Origin of the sequence: Fulvivirga marina, assembly GCF_016775155.1 — a bacterium.
Classification (GTDB): Bacteria; Bacteroidota; Bacteroidia; order Cytophagales; family Cyclobacteriaceae; genus Fulvivirga; species Fulvivirga marina.
This window is the reverse complement of the sequence record NZ_JAEUGD010000042.1, coordinates 136,617-153,338: the sequence shown is the minus strand read 5'-3', so window position 1 is coordinate 153,338 and position 16,722 is coordinate 136,617. Positions and strand designations below refer to the sequence as shown.

14 protein-coding genes are annotated in these 16,722 nt (G+C 38.5%); 13 read left to right on the top strand and 1 reads right to left on the bottom strand.

The window, feature by feature from the left end; all coding sequences use genetic code 11:
- Positions 1-15: 15 nt before the first annotated feature.
- A complete protein-coding gene (locus JMN32_RS11415; protein ID WP_202856459.1) occupies positions 16-972 on the top strand; it encodes an NAD-dependent epimerase/dehydratase family protein in 957 nt (318 codons plus the stop codon).
- Here the strand turns inward: JMN32_RS11415 and JMN32_RS11410 are convergent.
- Positions 949-2,037, bottom strand: a complete 1,089-nt coding sequence (locus JMN32_RS11410) for a T9SS type A sorting domain-containing protein (protein ID WP_202856458.1) — start codon at positions 2,035-2,037, stop codon at positions 949-951. The two genes, JMN32_RS11415 and JMN32_RS11410, sit on opposite strands and share 24 nt — an antisense overlap.
- A 315-nt stretch (positions 2,038-2,352) precedes the next feature.
- Between JMN32_RS11410 and JMN32_RS11405 the strand changes: the two genes are divergently transcribed.
- The 12 genes from JMN32_RS11405 (at position 2,353) to ruvA (ending at position 16,722) form a co-directional block, all read left to right on the top strand.
- Positions 2,353-3,138 carry an enoyl-CoA hydratase/isomerase family protein gene (locus tag JMN32_RS11405; RefSeq protein WP_202856457.1) on the top strand — a complete coding sequence of 262 codons (786 nt, stop codon included), beginning with the start codon at positions 2,353-2,355 and terminating at the stop codon, positions 3,136-3,138.
- Between the two features lie 11 nt (positions 3,139-3,149).
- On the top strand, positions 3,150-4,637 hold the full coding sequence (locus JMN32_RS11400; protein WP_202856456.1) for a lipopolysaccharide biosynthesis protein: 1,488 nt from the start codon (positions 3,150-3,152) through the stop codon (positions 4,635-4,637).
- 67 nt (positions 4,638-4,704) lie between these two features.
- Entirely contained in the window at positions 4,705-5,709 is a 1,005-nt protein-coding gene (locus JMN32_RS11395; RefSeq protein ID WP_202856455.1) for a sugar phosphate nucleotidyltransferase, read from the top strand.
- Between the two features lie 69 nt (positions 5,710-5,778).
- Complete coding sequence (locus JMN32_RS11390; protein ID WP_202856454.1) at positions 5,779-7,455, top strand: tetratricopeptide repeat protein; 1,677 nt, start codon at positions 5,779-5,781, stop codon at positions 7,453-7,455.
- Positions 7,448-8,206: a DUF4292 domain-containing protein gene (locus JMN32_RS11385; RefSeq protein WP_202856453.1), complete on the top strand. Its 759-nt coding sequence runs from the start codon at positions 7,448-7,450 to the stop codon at positions 8,204-8,206. The genes JMN32_RS11390 and JMN32_RS11385 overlap by 8 nt, the downstream gene beginning before the upstream one ends.
- On the top strand, positions 8,193-9,386 hold the full coding sequence (locus JMN32_RS11380) for a murein hydrolase activator EnvC family protein (protein WP_202856452.1): 1,194 nt from the start codon (positions 8,193-8,195) through the stop codon (positions 9,384-9,386). Before JMN32_RS11385 ends, JMN32_RS11380 begins: the two co-directional genes overlap by 14 nt.
- A gap of 104 nt (positions 9,387-9,490) precedes the next feature.
- Entirely contained in the window at positions 9,491-9,694 is a 204-nt protein-coding gene (tatA, locus tag JMN32_RS11375; RefSeq protein WP_202856451.1) for a twin-arginine translocase TatA/TatE family subunit, read from the top strand.
- Positions 9,695-9,700: 6 nt separating this feature from the next.
- Positions 9,701-11,128 (top strand): Asp-tRNA(Asn)/Glu-tRNA(Gln) amidotransferase subunit GatA, encoded by a 1,428-nt coding sequence (gatA, locus tag JMN32_RS11370; protein WP_202856450.1) that lies wholly within the window; start codon positions 9,701-9,703, stop codon positions 11,126-11,128.
- Positions 11,125-12,525, top strand: coding sequence for a lytic transglycosylase domain-containing protein (locus tag JMN32_RS11365; RefSeq protein WP_238354440.1), 1,401 nt, complete (start codon positions 11,125-11,127; stop codon positions 12,523-12,525). The genes gatA and JMN32_RS11365 overlap by 4 nt, the downstream gene beginning before the upstream one ends.
- Before the next feature lie 82 nt (positions 12,526-12,607).
- Positions 12,608-13,705 (top strand): DUF4837 family protein, encoded by a 1,098-nt coding sequence (locus tag JMN32_RS11360; RefSeq protein ID WP_202856449.1) that lies wholly within the window; start codon positions 12,608-12,610, stop codon positions 13,703-13,705.
- A gap of 147 nt (positions 13,706-13,852) precedes the next feature.
- The gene (locus tag JMN32_RS11355) at positions 13,853-16,132 is read left to right on the top strand and encodes an NADP-dependent malic enzyme (RefSeq protein ID WP_202856448.1); all 2,280 of its coding nucleotides are present in this window, start codon (positions 13,853-13,855) and stop codon (positions 16,130-16,132) included.
- The gene (gene ruvA, locus JMN32_RS11350) at positions 16,129-16,722 is read left to right on the top strand and encodes a Holliday junction branch migration protein RuvA (RefSeq protein ID WP_202856447.1); all 594 of its coding nucleotides are present in this window, start codon (positions 16,129-16,131) and stop codon (positions 16,720-16,722) included. The genes JMN32_RS11355 and ruvA overlap by 4 nt, the downstream gene beginning before the upstream one ends.

Below are 16,722 nucleotides of genomic sequence, written 5' to 3'. Positions count from 1 at the left end.
TTTTAATGTGATAAGATGAGCAAAATATTGGTAATCGGTGCCTGTGGGCAATTAGGTTCTGAATTAACATTAACACTCAGAAGCATGTACGGAGATAATAATGTAGTAGCTTCCGATTTAAGGGAACCTGACGGGGATTTAGCCAACGGACCATTTGAAATCCTTAATGTGCTGAATAAAACCGACTTGGCAAACATTGTCGATAAGCATACTATCTCACAGATATACCATCTGGCTGCTATTCTCTCCGCTAAAGGAGAAAAAGATCCGAAATTTGCCTGGGATCTCAATATGAACAGTTTATTAAATGTACTTGAACTTGCCCGAGATAAAAACCTTGAAAAGATTTACTGGCCAAGCTCTATTGCTGTATTTGGACCAAACACACCGAGCCTGAATACTCCTCAGCATACCGTAATGGATCCAAATACTGTATATGGCATAAGCAAGCTAGCGGGAGAAAGATGGTGTGAATATTATTTTGAAAAGTATGGCGTAGATGTAAGGAGCCTAAGATATCCCGGTTTAATTGGGTATAAATCTAAACCTGGAGGCGGAACCACCGACTATGCTGTTGACATTTTTTACAAAGCTTTAGAAGATGGATCCTATGAAAGTTTTCTTTCAGAAAACACCTATTTACCAATGATGTACATGGATGATGCTATTAAAGCCACCATTGATCTTATGGAAGCCGTCAAGGAAAAAATACAAATACGATCAAGTTATAATGTCGCGGCGATTAGTTTTTCACCAAAAGAAATAGCAGGCGAAATCATGAAACACCTGCCAAATTTCTCAATAACTTATAACCCCGATTTCAGACAATCTATTGCAGATTCGTGGCCTGACTCAATAGATGACTCTGAAGCCAGAAAACAGTGGGGATGGCAGCATCAATTTGATCTATCGAAAATGACTTCTACCATCCTCAGCGGACTGAGAGACCTACTGAACCACCAGACGGGTTGAGATCACAACTTGCCCTGATCTAACTTGAAGAGTATAGAATCCGGCGCAGAGATCATTCTGAATAGTCACTGCGCCACTTCCATGAACTACTTCTGACTTCAGCAACTCACCAGTGCTACCGTAGATCGAAAGCTCAATATCCTCATCACTATCTGCCCCTGTCTGTATGGTCAACATGTCCAGGATGTTAGCCGGGTTAGGATAGACCGAGACTTCTTTTACAGTTGTGTAGTCTACAGCTAGTATATCGAAGTAAACTGTAGTACCATCAAAATCTGTTTGAGACAACCTGTAGTAAGACCTCCCTTTTAAAGGACTCTTATCAAAATAAGTATAATCAAGATTTCCTGTATGAGTTCCTGCTCCAGAAACAGTAGTTATTTTTTCAAAGTGGCTTCCATTGGCCGATCTTTCAATAGTAAAGTAGTCATTATTCTCTTCTGAGGCTGTCCCCCACTTTAATTCCACACCATGGTTTGTAGACTTCGAATCAAAATATGTCAAAACTATCGGCAAAACATCAGCTCCACAAAACCCATTTCCACCGTCATCACAAGAACCTGCTGTAACTAAAGGACAAGTTCCATCACTTTGTGGACCAGAACATGTAACGGCATCAGCACCGATAATTGCAGATGCATCTATTGTACCGGTTCCATCAATTTCAAATTGAACTGATCCAAAATCAAGAGTATTACCAACAATTAAAGTTCCATAAACCGTAAGGGTTTTCCCTTTATCCGGCTGCCCAATAAATGTAAGGTTAGTTGTGATGGTGACAGTAACTCCCGCAGGAATGATAAATTCAACAGGTTTATTACCATTAGCAAAGTTAACCGTCAAACTGTTAAGGGTAACATCAGAGTCGAAAATCACTTTACCATCCCCTGCAGGATTTGAATTCATATTATCCAATACTACATCTCCGTTCGGACAATTGATAATACTTGAAAAAGAAATAGTTGAAGACAGATTTCCACTTTGGGTGTAGGAGCACTGCGCAAAAAGTTCAGTGCTTGTAAGCATCGTCAACCCTAGAACCGATGCTATTATAAAATTTTTCATGATTTTGTTATTTCCCTGTGCATTTATTTGTTTTTTCCAGAAAAAGTAACCTAAGTAATAAATACAACTTAAATGATTACCTAAACATGCTGTTTCAATTTACAGACCAATCATGCCAAAATTACGTATTTTATTGAATTTCAGCCGCTTATAAACAATAATATTACAAAATATTCCCAATTTAGGAAAAATAATCTTAAAATAACACTATCTCATAAGATAAGATATGTAAAATTAATCCTTATACGTGATTTGTGATTTTTCGTTTGCTCATTCTCTCGTATATTTGAGCTACATTAGTCGAAAGAAATTTTTATGAGCTTATACCAAAACCTGACTGAGGAAATTAGCAACGGGATACTGACCTTAACTATATCGCGACCTGAACACCTCAACGCACTGAACACTTCTACCATTGAAGAGATTAGAACTGTTATCCAGGACGTTTATGATAACAAAGAGATCAAAGGTTGCATTATTACTGGTGAAGGTAGCAAGTCCTTCGTTGCAGGTGCCGATATTAAAGAGATTGCAGAACTGAACGAGCTAAATGCCCGGAAATTTGCAGAGAATGGCCAGGAAGTATTTTCCCTGATCGAACAATGTGAAAAACCTATTATTGCTGCAATTAATGGCTTTGCATTAGGTGGCGGGTGTGAACTTGCCATGGCTTGCCATTTACGTATTGCTTCCGAAAATGCTAAATTCGGACAACCAGAAGTGAACCTTGGTATCATTCCAGGGTATGGTGGCACACAAAGACTTACTCAGCTTGTTGGTAAAGGCAAAGCTTTGGAGCTAATGACCACAGGTGACATGATCACCGCACAAGATGCAAAAAGCATCGGACTGGTAAACCACGTTGTAGAAACCAAGGAGGAGTTGATGGAGCTCAGTAATAAAATAATGAGCAAAATTATTGCAAAAGCCCCGTTAGCTGTCGGCATGGTTATCAATTGTGTTAACGCTTATTACTCTTCAGAAGAGAATGGGTTTCAAGCCGAGGCTAATTTCTTTTCTAATTGCACAAAAACAGAAGACTTTCATGAGGGCACCAAAGCCTTCATTGAAAAAAGAAAACCCGAATTTAAAGGCGAGTAATCAAACTCTAAATGGGTAAATTAAGAAGTCTGGCGAGTCAAACCGCTGTATATGGAATTAGCAGTATACTTGGAAGACTTCTTAATTATGCCTTGGTACCGCTTCACACTCAAGTATTTCCCGATTCAGAAGACCTTGGCGTTGTTACAGGTTTATACGCGTATGTAGCCATTTTGATGGTAATTTATACTTTTGGAATGGAAACAGCCTTTTTTCGGTTTGCCACAAAAGATAAATTATCCACCACCTTCAATACCACCAGCACTGCAGTAGTTGCTGTAAGCACGCTGTTTTCTGCACTGATACTACTATTTGCAACAGAAATAGCCATTGCCATCGGCTACCCTAACGCCTCGACATTAATTGTTTGGTTGGCCATCATTCTATGGATAGACAGTATACTGGCCATTCCATTTGCAAGATTACGTTTAGAGAACAAGGCTCGATTATTTGCCACAGCCAAGATGTTGAACATCATCATTAATGTTGGCCTGCAAATCCTGTTCCTCATGGCCATTCCATTCTTAATTTCTAATCAATGGCCAGGATATTCGTTTATAGAGTCAGTATACAATAGCAATTTAGGGATCGGATATATATTTCTTGCCAACCTAATTGCCAATGCATTGCTAATTCCCATGCTTTGGAAGTCAGTATCAAAAATCAGGATCAGGGTTGAAAGGGATAAACTTAAACCTATATTAATCTATGCGTTTCCAATTCTGATAACTGGTGTTGCCGGAATGTTTAACGAACAGTTGGACAAGATCCTCTTAGAACAACTACTTCCAGATGACTTTTATGATAACCTGACAAGCACCGGCGCCGTCGGGGTGTATGGCCAAACATTTAAGCTAAGCATTTTTATGATGCTTGCTATTCAGGCATTCCGCTACGCTGGCGAACCTTTCTTTTTCAGCAATGCTAGAGACCCTGAGGCCCCTGACCTATTTGCCAGGGTTATGCATTATTTTGTACTTTTAAGCCTTTTGATTCTAGTTCTCGTCAGCATTAATGTTGATTTGATTGGCTTCATATTCCTTCGTAACCCTGAATACCGACTGGCTCTATACCTCGTACCCATACTCCTGCTCGGAAAGTTTTTCTATGGTATTTACATAAACCTCAGCATTTGGTTCAAACTAACGGATAAAACAGCCTACGGCATGTACTTCAGTATTGCGGGGGCACTTGTCACCATTGTCGGAAACCTCATACTTATACCACTGATCGGTTATTTGGGTTGCGCCATCACGTCAGTACTCTGCTATGGCAGTATGACCCTCTTTTGCTATTTTAAAGGACAAAAGCACTATCCTATCCCTTATAACTTCAAAGTATTATTACCATATTTTTTGGTGTCATGCACGCTCATTGCAATGTCAATGCTATTGGAATATGGTGATTTTGTGATAGATAGCATAGCCCGTATATTTATTTCCATAATAATTGTAATCGCCATCTACTTTTTGGAAAAACCGCGTTTGATTAAAAATTAGAACTTATTTCATTAGTTTTGCCACCTCAGCAAGCTTATTTTGAACATACTTAATAGAGATATATCACATGAATATAATAATTCCTATGGCCGGAAGAGGCACGAGATTACGTCCTCACACACTGACTGTTCCTAAACCACTAATGCCCATTGCTGGCAAGCCTATAGTTCAGCGACTGGTTGAGGACATAGCCAAGGTATGTGATACTTCCATTGGTAAAATTGGCTTTATCATTGGCAGGGATTTCGGCAAAGATGTTGAAGAAAACCTAAAACAGATAGCCAGCTCTGTAGGTGGCGAAGGGCACATATTCTATCAGGATGAAAAATTGGGTACCGCTCATGCTATTTTATGTGCCCAAAAGCTTTTGGCAGGCAATGTAATCGTCGCATTTGCTGATACTCTTTTTAGAGCGGATTTTAAAATGGATGCTACAAAAGATGGTATTATATGGGTTCAGCAAGTGGATGATCCTTCTGCTTTTGGAGTTATTAAAGTTGATGAAAATCAAAACATCACGGACTTTGTGGAAAAACCGGACACCTTTGTTTCCGATCTTGCCATCATTGGTATTTATTACTTCAAAGATGGTGAGTTTCTCAAAAAGGAAATGCAATATCTGATTGACAATAATATCAAGGATAAAGGTGAGTTCCAGTTGACCAATGCACTGGAGAACATGAAAAAGAAGGGTGCTAAATTTAGCCCTGGTCAGGTTTCTGAATGGCTGGACTGTGGAAATAAAGACGCCACTGTATATACAAACAAAAGATATCTGGAGTTTATCAAGGACTCAGACCTGGAAGCTAAAACTGTTCAAAAGAAAAATTCTGTAATTATTCCCCCTGTTTTTATTGGGGAAAATGTCGTTTTAGAGAACTCTGTAATAGGTCCTCATGTTTCGATAGGTGAAAATACTATAATTAAGAGTTCTGTAATTCAAAATTCTATCATTCAGACAAATACCGAAATAAATAACGCCAATTTCAAAAACTCAATCTTGGGGAATTACGTTAGCTTTGAAGGTAAATCTGATGACCTGAGTTTAGGGGATTACAACTCCATACAATAATCAGTAAATTTTTTGATGGGTTTTAGCAAACATTATATCATCGCAGTCATTTTTTGTTCTTTAATTTCAGTGATATCTGCACATGATGCTTCTGGTCAAAAGACAAAAAACAAAAGTAATATTTCTAAGTCTAAACTAAGAGAGGCGGAATTTTACTTTACCGAAGGTGAGAAATATTATATACTTGAAGATTATGCTAAGGCTCTGGTTCTATTTCAAAAATCTTTAGAAGTAGCCCCCAATAATGCTACCATTTACTATAAAATAGCTCAGATATTAGCTCAGGGCAATGAGATGGAAAAAGCTCTTGCCCATATTCAGGAAGCTCTAAGTCTGGATCAAAGCAACAAATATTTCTATGTACTTGCTGCTGACATTTATACGCAGCTAGGAGACTTCGGCCGGGCTGCAGAAACTTATGAAGAGATGATCGGAAGGCTTGAAAATACCGATCAATATTTATTTGAATTGGCTGCTATTTATATATATCAACAAAGGTATGATGATGCTTTGTCCACTTACAATAAAATAGAGGCAGCCTACGGTATATCCGAGGAGATCATTACGCAAAAGCAAAAAATATATTTACAAAACAATAACCTTCAAAAGGCTCTTGAAGAGGGCCGCCGACTAATTGCGGCATACCCAGAAGAAGAGGCTTATATTCTAAAACAGGCAGAGATACTGATATCCAATGATCAAAACGAAGAGGCTATTGTTTACCTGAAAAGCTTTATCAAAGATCACCACGAAGCCTCCCAATCGTTGTTGGTTCTATCTGAGCTTCAAAGGAAAAAAGGCAACGTAGAAGAGGCTGTCAAAAACATTGAACTTGCCTTTAAGAGTCCCGACCTAAGTGTTGAAAATAAAATTCAACTTTTGGCAGAGTATAGGATTGACTTATCTCCTGATGATTTGAGCAGGTTTGGATTGAGATTGGGCGAAATTTTGGTAAATACTCATCCAGATATCGCAGACGCTCATACCATCTACGGTGATTTGCTTCAGGCGGTTGGAAAAAATCAACAAGCCAAAGATCAATACATTCGCTCGCTGGAATTAGATGGGTCAAACTTTGCCGTATGGCAAAACTCTCTACAAATACTTACAGAATTAAATAAAATGGATAGTGTATTACTGATCTCGGACAAAGCTCTTGAACTTTTCCCAAACCAAGGTACACTATACTATTTCAACGGTATTGCTCACCTTCAAAAACGTCATTATGAGGAGGCTGTTGCTGCACTAGAGCATGGCAAAAGATTATCTTCTGCGAACCTGGCTTTGGTAAACGCCTTTAACAGTATGCTAGGAGACGCATACAACGGCAATAAGGAGTACGAAAAATCCTACAAAGCATTTGAGGCTGCTCTTGATTATGACCCAAACAATTATTCAGTACTAAATAATTACAGCTACTTTCTAGCGCTAAAAAAAGATAACCTGGAAAAGGCTGAAAAAATGTCTGCAAAAACCGTAAAAGACAACCCTGATAATGCTACTTTTTTGGATACCTATGCATGGGTTTTATACATGAGAGGGAAATACAAAGAAGCCAAAAAGGTTATAGAACAAGCAATTTCAACAGGTGATGCATCTGCAATACATTATGAGCATTATGGGGATATCCTGTATAAATTAGGCAATATAGATGAGGCTGTAAAACAATGGCAAGTAGCCAAAGGTCTCAACCCAAACTCCGAATTGATAGACAAAAAGATAGCTGACCGCAAACTCTATGAATAACAGAACAGCCCTCTTTATCACCTGCATACTGTTGGTTATTTCCTCTTCATGTAGCAAGCGCCTCTCAGGTGTGAACTGGAATTTCCTTGATAAGAATAAACTAGAGGTTCAACAAATAGACTTTGAGTACTTTTCAGGAAAGGCCAAGATCAATTATAAAGATGATGAACTAGATATAAAGGCCAAGGCAAATATACGAATCAAAAAAGATAGCGTTATATGGATAGCCTTTTCATCGGTAGGTATACAAGGAGCCCGATGCCTGATAAGCAAAGACTCTATTACAATAGTTAACATGGTAAAGAAAGAATATTATGTTTTTAACTACGACTCTCTGACCAAGCAATTTAACTTTGAAGTTAACTATGATGCTATACAGGCTGCTGCACTAGGCAATTTACTTGTTAACCGAAGCCGATCCGATGATGTCATAAAAGATGAGAGCTTTTATATTCTCAAACAACAATCCGGATCAGTTAACTTTAGCAATTATGTTAACCCAAAAACCATGAAGATCGAGCGCGTAGAAATGCTCGAAAAACCTTCAAAAAATTCCGCAGTAATCCGCTATTATGATTTTCAAATGGTAGGGACTCACGCATTTCCTTTTTCGGAGATTATTTCATTATTTTACAAAGGCAAGTCTGGGACTCTCAACACTGTAATTGAATTAGAATATAGCAAGGCTGAAATCGAAGACAAGGAGTTAAAATTCCCTTTTAACATTCCAAAAAAATATGGGCGTAAGTAAAAAACTTTTTGGAATATTTTTCCTCTTATTACTTTTTAGCACATCTGCCTCCATTGCTCAAAAATCCAAAGCACAGCTTCAGAAAGAGAAGCAGGAAAATCTGAGAAAAATTCAGGAAGCGGAAAAAATACTTGCTGAAACAACGGGTAAAAAGAAAAACACCATGGGCCAGTTAAGTGCCCTTAATCAAAGAATTAAAACCCAGGAAGACCTCATCAGTTCCATAAGAAAGGAAATCAACCTTCTGAACGAAGAAATTGAGGAAAACAACCAAATTATAGCATCGCTGGAAGATGATGTAAAGCAACTAAAAAAGGAATATGCTTCTATGGTCTATGCAGCCCATAAGGCCAACAGCGGTTTTAATAAGCTTACCTTCATTTTTTCTGCCGAATCATTCAACCAATTTTTGATGAGATTGCAGTACATGGATCAGTACGGTAAAGCACGAAAAAAGCAGGCTGAACAAATCAGTAAAGTACAGGAAACGCTTAGCTCGCAAATACTGCTAATAGAAAGTAAAATGTCAGAAAAGAATATTCTTTTGGCCGAACAGCTGGAAGAAAACAAAAGTCTATTCAGTTTAAAGCAAAACCAAAACCAACTGGTACAGAATCTTCAACAGCAGGAAAAATCCTTAAAGAAAGACCTTGACGAGCGTAGAGAAGCTGTAGCTAAACTTGACAAGTTGATCAATGACCTGATTAAGGAAGAGTTGGCAAAAGCAAGGAAAGCTGAAAAGACTGTAACTGATGCAAGCGTTAAGTTGTCCAATGAATTTGCAGACAATAAATCTAAACTTCCCTGGCCGGTTTCAGGTTTCGTTTCTCAAAAATTCGGTCGACATAACCATCCTGTACTTAGAGGTATAGTCGTTCAAAGCACTGGTATCAACATTCAAACCAAGGAAAAAGAAAAGGTAAAGGCCATATTTAATGGAGAAGTGAGAACAGTAGCTTTCATCCCACTTGTAGGTAATACAGTTGTGATAAACCATGGAGATTACTATACTGTTTATGCCGGATTAAAGGACGTGCTAGTAAAAACAGGCCAAAAAGTAACTACAGGTCAGGAATTGGGTGAAATCCTCACGAATAAGGATGGGGTTTCAGAACTAAAGTTTGAGGTTAGAAAAAGTGTAACAGCACTCGACCCTCAACAGTGGTTAAATCGCAACTAAAACGAACTTTTTCAACCTTAATTAGCTTCTTATGTGAAGTGAGTTTTTTTCTCGTTGATTAATTAATGTATATCTTTACAGCGCAATTTTTAAATAAAATACAGATGAAAAGTTTATTTGCACTAGGCATGCCAGGTGGTTGGGAATGGGTCATCATCATTCTTGTAGTTTTGATATTCTTTGGAGCCAAGAAAATTCCTGAACTAGCTCGAGGACTTGGTCGTGGAATCAGAGAGTTTAAAGATGCTACGAAAGAGATCAAAAAAGACATTGATGATTCAGCAAAGTTAGAGGACGAAAAAAAATAACCATCCTTGAAAAAGTATACCTCCTTAAGTCTTATTCAAAAGGATTTAAAAGCCGGTTCAGTTACGTGTGCTGAGCTTGTTGATTACTATATAGGCAACATTGATTCTAAAAAGCATCTTAATGCTTTTTTAGAAGTTTATGATCATGAAGCCAGACAAAAAGCCGTAGAAGTTGATCAAAAAGTAAAAAATGGAACAGCTGGCAAGCTGGCGGGAATGGTGGTAGCTTTAAAAGATGTTTTCTGTCATACAGACCATGGGCTACAGGCGTCCAGCAAGATTCTTAACACTTTCGAGTCTCAATTTAATGGCACAGCAGTCCAGCGCCTGATTGATGAAGATGCAATTATCATAGGTCGTAATAACTGCGATGAGTTTGCCATGGGTTCATCTAATGAAAACTCTGCATTTGGACCGGTTTTAAATGAAGCAGACAATGAACGTGTCCCCGGAGGATCCTCTGGCGGATCAGCAGTTGCCGTACAGGCAGACATGTGTCTTGTTTCTTTAGGTTCGGATACTGGGGGTTCGGTAAGACAACCCGCTGCTTTTTGTGGAATACTTGGGCTTAAGCCTACGTATTCAAGAATATCCAGGCATGGATTGATTGCCTACGGTTCATCCTTTGACTGTATTGGTATCTTTTCAAAAAATGTGGAGGACATGGCTATTACACTTGAAGTAATAGCAGGAAAAGATGAGTTTGACAGTACCGTTTCGACTCAACCTGTCGAAGCCTATTCAAAATCAAAGTTTGATCCTTCCAAAAAAATCAAGGTTGCCTACATCAAGGAGACTTTAGAAGCTGAAGGAATTAGTAAAGAAATCAGGCTAAAGACCCAGGAAGCTCTTGAAAAACTAAAAGCTGATGGACATACAATTGAGGCGGTAGACTTTCCTTTGCTTGACTATTTACTTCCTACATACTATATTCTCACTACTGCTGAAGCAAGTTCGAACCTTTCCAGGTTCGATGGTGTTAAATATGGCTTTAGAAGCCCAAATACTTCTGACTTAGAATCCATGTATAAAAAAACACGTACAGAAGGCTTTGGTGAAGAAGTGAAAAGACGAATAATGCTTGGCACCTTTGTATTAAGTGCCAGCTACTATGATGCTTACTATACGAAAGCACAAAAAGTAAGGAGAATCATCAGGGAGCACACAAAGGGTATACTTTCTAATTATGATTTTATTATTATGCCAACTACGCCTACTACGGCTTTTAAACTAGGTGAGCATAGTGAAGACCCCTTGGAAATGTATCTTGCTGATCTATTCACTGTTCAATCGTCAGTATCCGGTCTGCCGGCTATATCTGTTCCCAATGGTACAGACAGCGGCGGTTTACCAATCGGCCTACAAATAATGGCTGATGATTTTCAGGAAGATCAATTACTAGCGTTTTCAGATTACTTAATCAACCTCAATTGAGAAAACTATTACTAATTGCTACTTGCTTTCTTTTTGTTAAGAAAAGCGATGCAAAATTTAATACTACCGACTCTATAACCAATCCTATTACACTGTCTGACACCTTGGATAATTATTATTTCCCAGCATCAGATTATGAGTTTATTCCTGCTGAGGCGGATTTTGATCTTATTAAGGATAGATTGAAGTGTATAGAAAACGAGGTCCCCTTACATTATAACAACAGAGTTCATGCCTTTGTAAATTACTTTGCAGTAAAGGACAGGGAGTATACAAGAATGATCATTAAAAGGAAAAATCTGTACTTTCCTTTATTTGAAAAGTACCTAAAGAAATATGGTATTCCCGAAGAGTTAAAATACCTATCTATTGTAGAGTCTGGGCTTAATCCAACAGCAGTATCAAGAGCGCGTGCAGTTGGACTTTGGCAATTTATGTCTTATACAGGAAGACACTACGGCCTACATCAGGACTGGTATATTGATGAACGAATGGATCCAGAGAAATCAACTGAAGCAGCTTGTAGATACTTGAAACAGCTTTATAATATGTTTGGTGACTGGGAGCTAGCCATTGCTGCTTATAATACGGGCCCTGGCAACATTAGAAAAGCAATAAGAAGATCAGGATATAAAAAATCTTTTTGGGAAATCTACCCATATGTTCATCGAGAGACAAGAGCGTACCTTCCTCAGTTTATAGCCATTGCCTACATAATGAATTATGCACATGAGCATAACTTTGTAGAAAACAACCTGGAGTACAGCATGGAAGTTGACACTATTCATGTGTCTAAATACTTACACTTTCAAACATTCGCCAACCAGGTAAACATATGCATTGAAGATTTACAAACGCTTAACCCAGGATTAAAACGCAGTGTCATTCCTGAAACAAAAAATGGCTATACCCTTAAAATTCCTGCAGACATTAAAGAATCGTTTGAATTAAATCGACTTGCTATTCTGGACTCTGCCAGCAAGGTTGGGAGAAAAGAATTAGAACAACTCGCGGTAAATACAGTTGGAAGCACCTATGGACGCGAGAAAATTGTTCACAGAGTTCGTAGCGGTGATGTTCTTGGAAAAATAGCTGAAAGGTATAATGTAAGAGTCGCTGATATCAGGCAGTGGAATAACTTAAGAAATAATACTATACGAATAGGCCAACACCTGAATATATGGCAATCTGGAAGCTCGAGAGTCTCCACAAGATCTACAACGCAAATAGTCACTGCACAAAACGGTTCAAAGATGTATGTGGTACAGCCTGGTGATACGCTTTGGGATATTTCAAGAAAATTCTCAGAAATCAGTCTGGATGAGCTCAAGAAAATGAACAAGCTGAAAACCAACAACATAAAACCCGGCCAAAAACTAATCGTTAGCCTTAAGTAAAACTGCTCTCATTTATTTAATTTTAGGGCACCGAGTGACTTTATTATAAGTTACAGGTTATTCCTATAAAGAATATATTGATATGAGAAGCACCTTTTCCCTAATAATATTAATAGTCATATGTTGGTCTTGTGGTAATAGCAGTGGACGGAAAAACAAAGGCCTACTCCCTCCTGCCAGTGGCAAAGCCGGCGAAATAATTGTGGTGATGGACTCCTCTAAATGGAAGGGGAAAGTTGGCGAACAAGTCAGGAAGACTTTTAAAGCAGAAGTCGGTGGACTGCCTAGAGAGGAATCGATGTTTAAGCTCAACTATGTTGATCCTCGGAACCTCAATGACATCCTGAAATCCGTTAAAAATCTAGTTTTTGTCATGACCATTGATGACAAAAAACCTGGATCTCGAGTTGTAAGAAACTACTTCACCAAATCATCTATAGATAAAATTAAGGAAGATCCAAGCCTATTTGTACACACTGCGAAAGATGAATTCGCTAAAGGTCAAACAGTAATGTATCTCTTTGGTCAAAATGAGAACTTGTTGGTTGAGAATATTGAAGAAAATCAAAAGCAGCTACAGGAATTCTTTAACAAGGCAGAAAATACTCGATTAGCAGCAGGCCTCTATAAAGCAAAAGAAGTAGAAGGTCTATCTAAAATGCTTAATGAGGACCATAAATGCTCTATGCGTATTCCTTTTGGCTATAAGCTTGTGGTTAATCAGCCAGGCTTTATTTGGTTTAGACAGATCAATGCTGAAAGCGACATGAATTTATTCATAACCTACCGGCCATACAAATCAGAAAAATCCTTTGAACAAGAGGCCATAATAAGCTTAAGGGATTCTATTGCAAGAATCCAACTATTTGAAGACCCTGAAATGCCAGAAACTCATATCATTACGGAGACAAAAGTACCCTACATTCCGGTAAAGACGACTCAAGTAAACTTTAATGGGAGCTTTGCCGTAGAAATGAGGGGTTTATGGAAAACCAACAATCTCTCTATGGGAGGGCCATTTATAAGCTATACTCTTGTAGACGAAGATCTGGGCCGGCTATATTATATCGAAGGCTTTGTTTATAGTCCCGGCAAAAATCAACGGGAATATATTAGAGAGCTGGAAGTAATTCTGTCTACCTTTAAAATCAAAGAACAGCTGCCTACATCTGGTAGCTAATGATTATTTATTAACTTTATCTTATATAGGGTAAGAAGGCTGCTTCTAAATAGTGCCTCTCCTCGTGTATCTATTTCTAATCTTAAAATAGGCAAATGAGTGGCTATAATATGAAGCAGTTTTTTTGTTATGCTAACACACCAACTTATGGCAATTAAAATACGAAAACAAGACGCACTCAACTATCATTCTCAGAATCAACCTGGTAAAATAGAAGTGGTACCAACTAAATCTCTGAGTTCGCAACTGGACCTTGCTTTGGCATATTCTCCTGGGGTAGCCGAACCATGTAAAGAAATTGCAGCAAATAAAGAGGATGTTTATAAATACACCGCAAAAGGTAATCTTGTAGGTGTTATTTCTAACGGTACGGCAGTACTCGGTTTAGGAAACATAGGTGCCGAGGCCTCTAAACCTGTAATGGAGGGCAAAGGCGTTTTATTTAAAAAATTCGCTGGAATAGATGTTTTTGATATAGAAATCAATGAAGAGGATCCTGATAAATTTATAGAAATTGTAAAATCTCTGGAGCCTACTTTCGGAGGGATAAACCTGGAAGACATTAAGGCACCAGAAAGTTTTAAGATAGAACAGGAATTACGGGGAAAAATGAATATTCCCGTGATGCATGACGACCAACATGGAACAGCTATAATTTCAGCATCCGCGCTTCTTAATGCATTGGAGCTTGTAAACAAGAAAATAGAAGATATAAGAATAGTAGTTAACGGAGCCGGAGCAGCTGCAATTGCCTGTACAAAAATCTATATTGCACTTGGGGCAAGAAAAGAAAATATCATTATGTGTGACAGCAAAGGTGTTATTAGCAAAAAGCGAAACAACCTTGATGCATCAAAAGCTGAATTTGCAATCGACACTGAGCTAAAAACACTATCAGAAGCTATTAATGGCGCTGACTTTTTTCTGGGTCTATCTGTTGCAGACATCCTTAAACCGGAAGATATACTTTCCATGGCTAATGACCCAATTGTTTTTGCATTGGCAAACCCCAGCCCTGAGATACATTATGAAACAGCGATGAAAACCCGCGATGATATTATCATGGCTACAGGGAGGTCCGATCATCCCAATCAAGTTAATAACGTACTGGGCTTCCCATACATTTTCAGAGGTGCGCTAGACGTAAGGTCAACTTCCATTAATGAAGAGATGAAATTGGCTGCAGTAAGGGCCATTGCAGATTTGGCCAAAGAGCCTGTCCCCGATATGGTAAGCAAAGCTTATGGAGATAGTAAAATAATGTTCGGAAAAGATTACCTTATCCCCAAGCCACTTGACCCAAGATTAATAACAACCATATCACCTGCTGTAGCCAAAGCTGCTATGGATACAGGAGTTGCCAGAGCAGAGATAAAAGACTGGGGTCTATACCATATCGAATTACAACAGAGAATTGGTATAGATGAGAAGCTAATGTCAAGAATTATTAACAGAGCTAAAAAGAACCCTCAACGTGTAGTGTTTGCAGAAGCTCATGACCTTAAAATCCTTAGGGCCGCACAAATAATCCAAGATGAAAAAATTGCTTTCCCGATTCTTCTAGGTAAGAGAAATGTTATAGAAGGCTTAATAGAAGAGCATAAACTTGAACTGAACGAATGTGTTATTATTGACACTTATGAAGAAGACGAGAAAGTTGAAAAGTTCGCAAAACTCTACTATGAAAAGCGTAAACGTAAAGGAGTAACACTGTACGAAGCAACAAAGCTAATGCGTGAAAGAAATATGTTTGGAAGTATGATGGTAGAACACGATGAAGCTGATGCACTTATCTCAGGACTTACCAAAGATTACCCAAAGACCATACTTCCTGCATTGCAGGTTATTGGTATGGAAAAGGACGTAAAAAGAGTTGCCGGCATGTACATTATTGCCAATAAGAAGGGGACGTTCTTTTTCTCCGATACTACGGTAAATGTAGACCCTACAGCAGAAGAGCTTGTGGATATTATAGGTATGACGGCTCGTGGTGTAAAATTCTTTGATATTGAACCTCGTATAGCTGTATTGTCTTACTCCAATTTTGGTTCAAGCAAAGGCAAAACACCCGAAAAAGTACAACAGGCGGTTAAACTAGCTAAAGAAAAATTCCCGGAACTTATTATAGATGGTGATATCCAAGCCAATGTAGCTTTGGATACCCATATACAACAAAATAACTACCCATTTAGCGAATTAGCAGAAAAAGGTGCAAACACACTTATTTTCCCAAACCTGGCCGCAGGTAATATTGCTTACAAACTATTAATGGAAATTGGTGGTGCTGAGGCTATTGGCCCGATACTTTTGGGTATGAAAAAGCCAGTTCATATATTGCAACTGGGCAGCTCCGTTAGAGAAATAATTAACATGACTTCCATTGCAGTAGTGGACGCCCAGATATACCATAACAACCTTAAAAAATGATTTCATACCTCAAAGGTAAACTTTCATTCAAGGACCCAACCCACGTGATAATAGATGTCAACGGGGTTGGGTACCACGTAAATATCTCTTTGGCCACATTTGGAGATATAAAGGATGTAGAAAGCATCATGCTTCATACATATTTACATGTAAAGGAAGACTCCCACTCCCTTTATGGGTTTTCAAGTCCATTGGAAAAGAAGATGTTCCTTAATCTTATTTCCATTTCTGGTGTGGGTCCCAGCACAGGCTTGATGATACAGTCCTCGCTTTCCTCTGGAGAACTGAAACAGGCCATACTTAATGAAGATGTTAAAACAATTCAGGGAGTTAAAGGCATTGGTGGAAAGACCGCACAGCGCATTATACTTGAATTAAAAGATAAGATCAAAAAAGAAGGGCTTTATCCTGATGAATCAGAATTAGCATCAACTTCACACAATACTATGCGTTCTGAAGCGTTATCCGCCTTGATAACGCTAGGAATTAACAAATCTGCGGCGGAAAAAAGTATCGACAGGATCCTGAAAAATTCGGGAAATACGATTACTTTGGAGGAATTAATTAAGCTCACATTAAAAAACGCGTGA

Excerpts from the sequence above, each read along its gene's own strand:
- JMN32_RS11415 (WP_202856459.1), top strand. The coding sequence starts at position 16 with ATGAGCAAAATATTGGTAATCGGTGCCTGTGGGCAATTAGGTTCTGAA.
- JMN32_RS11410 (WP_202856458.1), bottom strand. The coding sequence starts at position 2,037 with ATGAAAAATTTTATAATAGCATCGGTTCTAGGGTTGACGATGCTTACA.
- JMN32_RS11405 (WP_202856457.1), top strand. The coding sequence starts at position 2,353 with ATGAGCTTATACCAAAACCTGACTGAGGAAATTAGCAACGGGATACTG.
- JMN32_RS11400 (WP_202856456.1), top strand. The coding sequence starts at position 3,150 with ATGGGTAAATTAAGAAGTCTGGCGAGTCAAACCGCTGTATATGGAATT.
- JMN32_RS11395 (WP_202856455.1), top strand. The coding sequence starts at position 4,705 with ATGAATATAATAATTCCTATGGCCGGAAGAGGCACGAGATTACGTCCT.
- JMN32_RS11385 (WP_202856453.1), top strand. The coding sequence starts at position 7,448 with ATGAATAACAGAACAGCCCTCTTTATCACCTGCATACTGTTGGTTATT.
- JMN32_RS11380 (WP_202856452.1), top strand. The coding sequence starts at position 8,193 with ATGGGCGTAAGTAAAAAACTTTTTGGAATATTTTTCCTCTTATTACTT.
- tatA (WP_202856451.1), top strand. The coding sequence starts at position 9,491 with ATGAAAAGTTTATTTGCACTAGGCATGCCAGGTGGTTGGGAATGGGTC.
- JMN32_RS11360 (WP_202856449.1), top strand. The coding sequence starts at position 12,608 with ATGAGAAGCACCTTTTCCCTAATAATATTAATAGTCATATGTTGGTCT.
- JMN32_RS11355 (WP_202856448.1), top strand. The coding sequence starts at position 13,853 with ATGGCAATTAAAATACGAAAACAAGACGCACTCAACTATCATTCTCAG.
- ruvA (WP_202856447.1), top strand. The coding sequence starts at position 16,129 with ATGATTTCATACCTCAAAGGTAAACTTTCATTCAAGGACCCAACCCAC.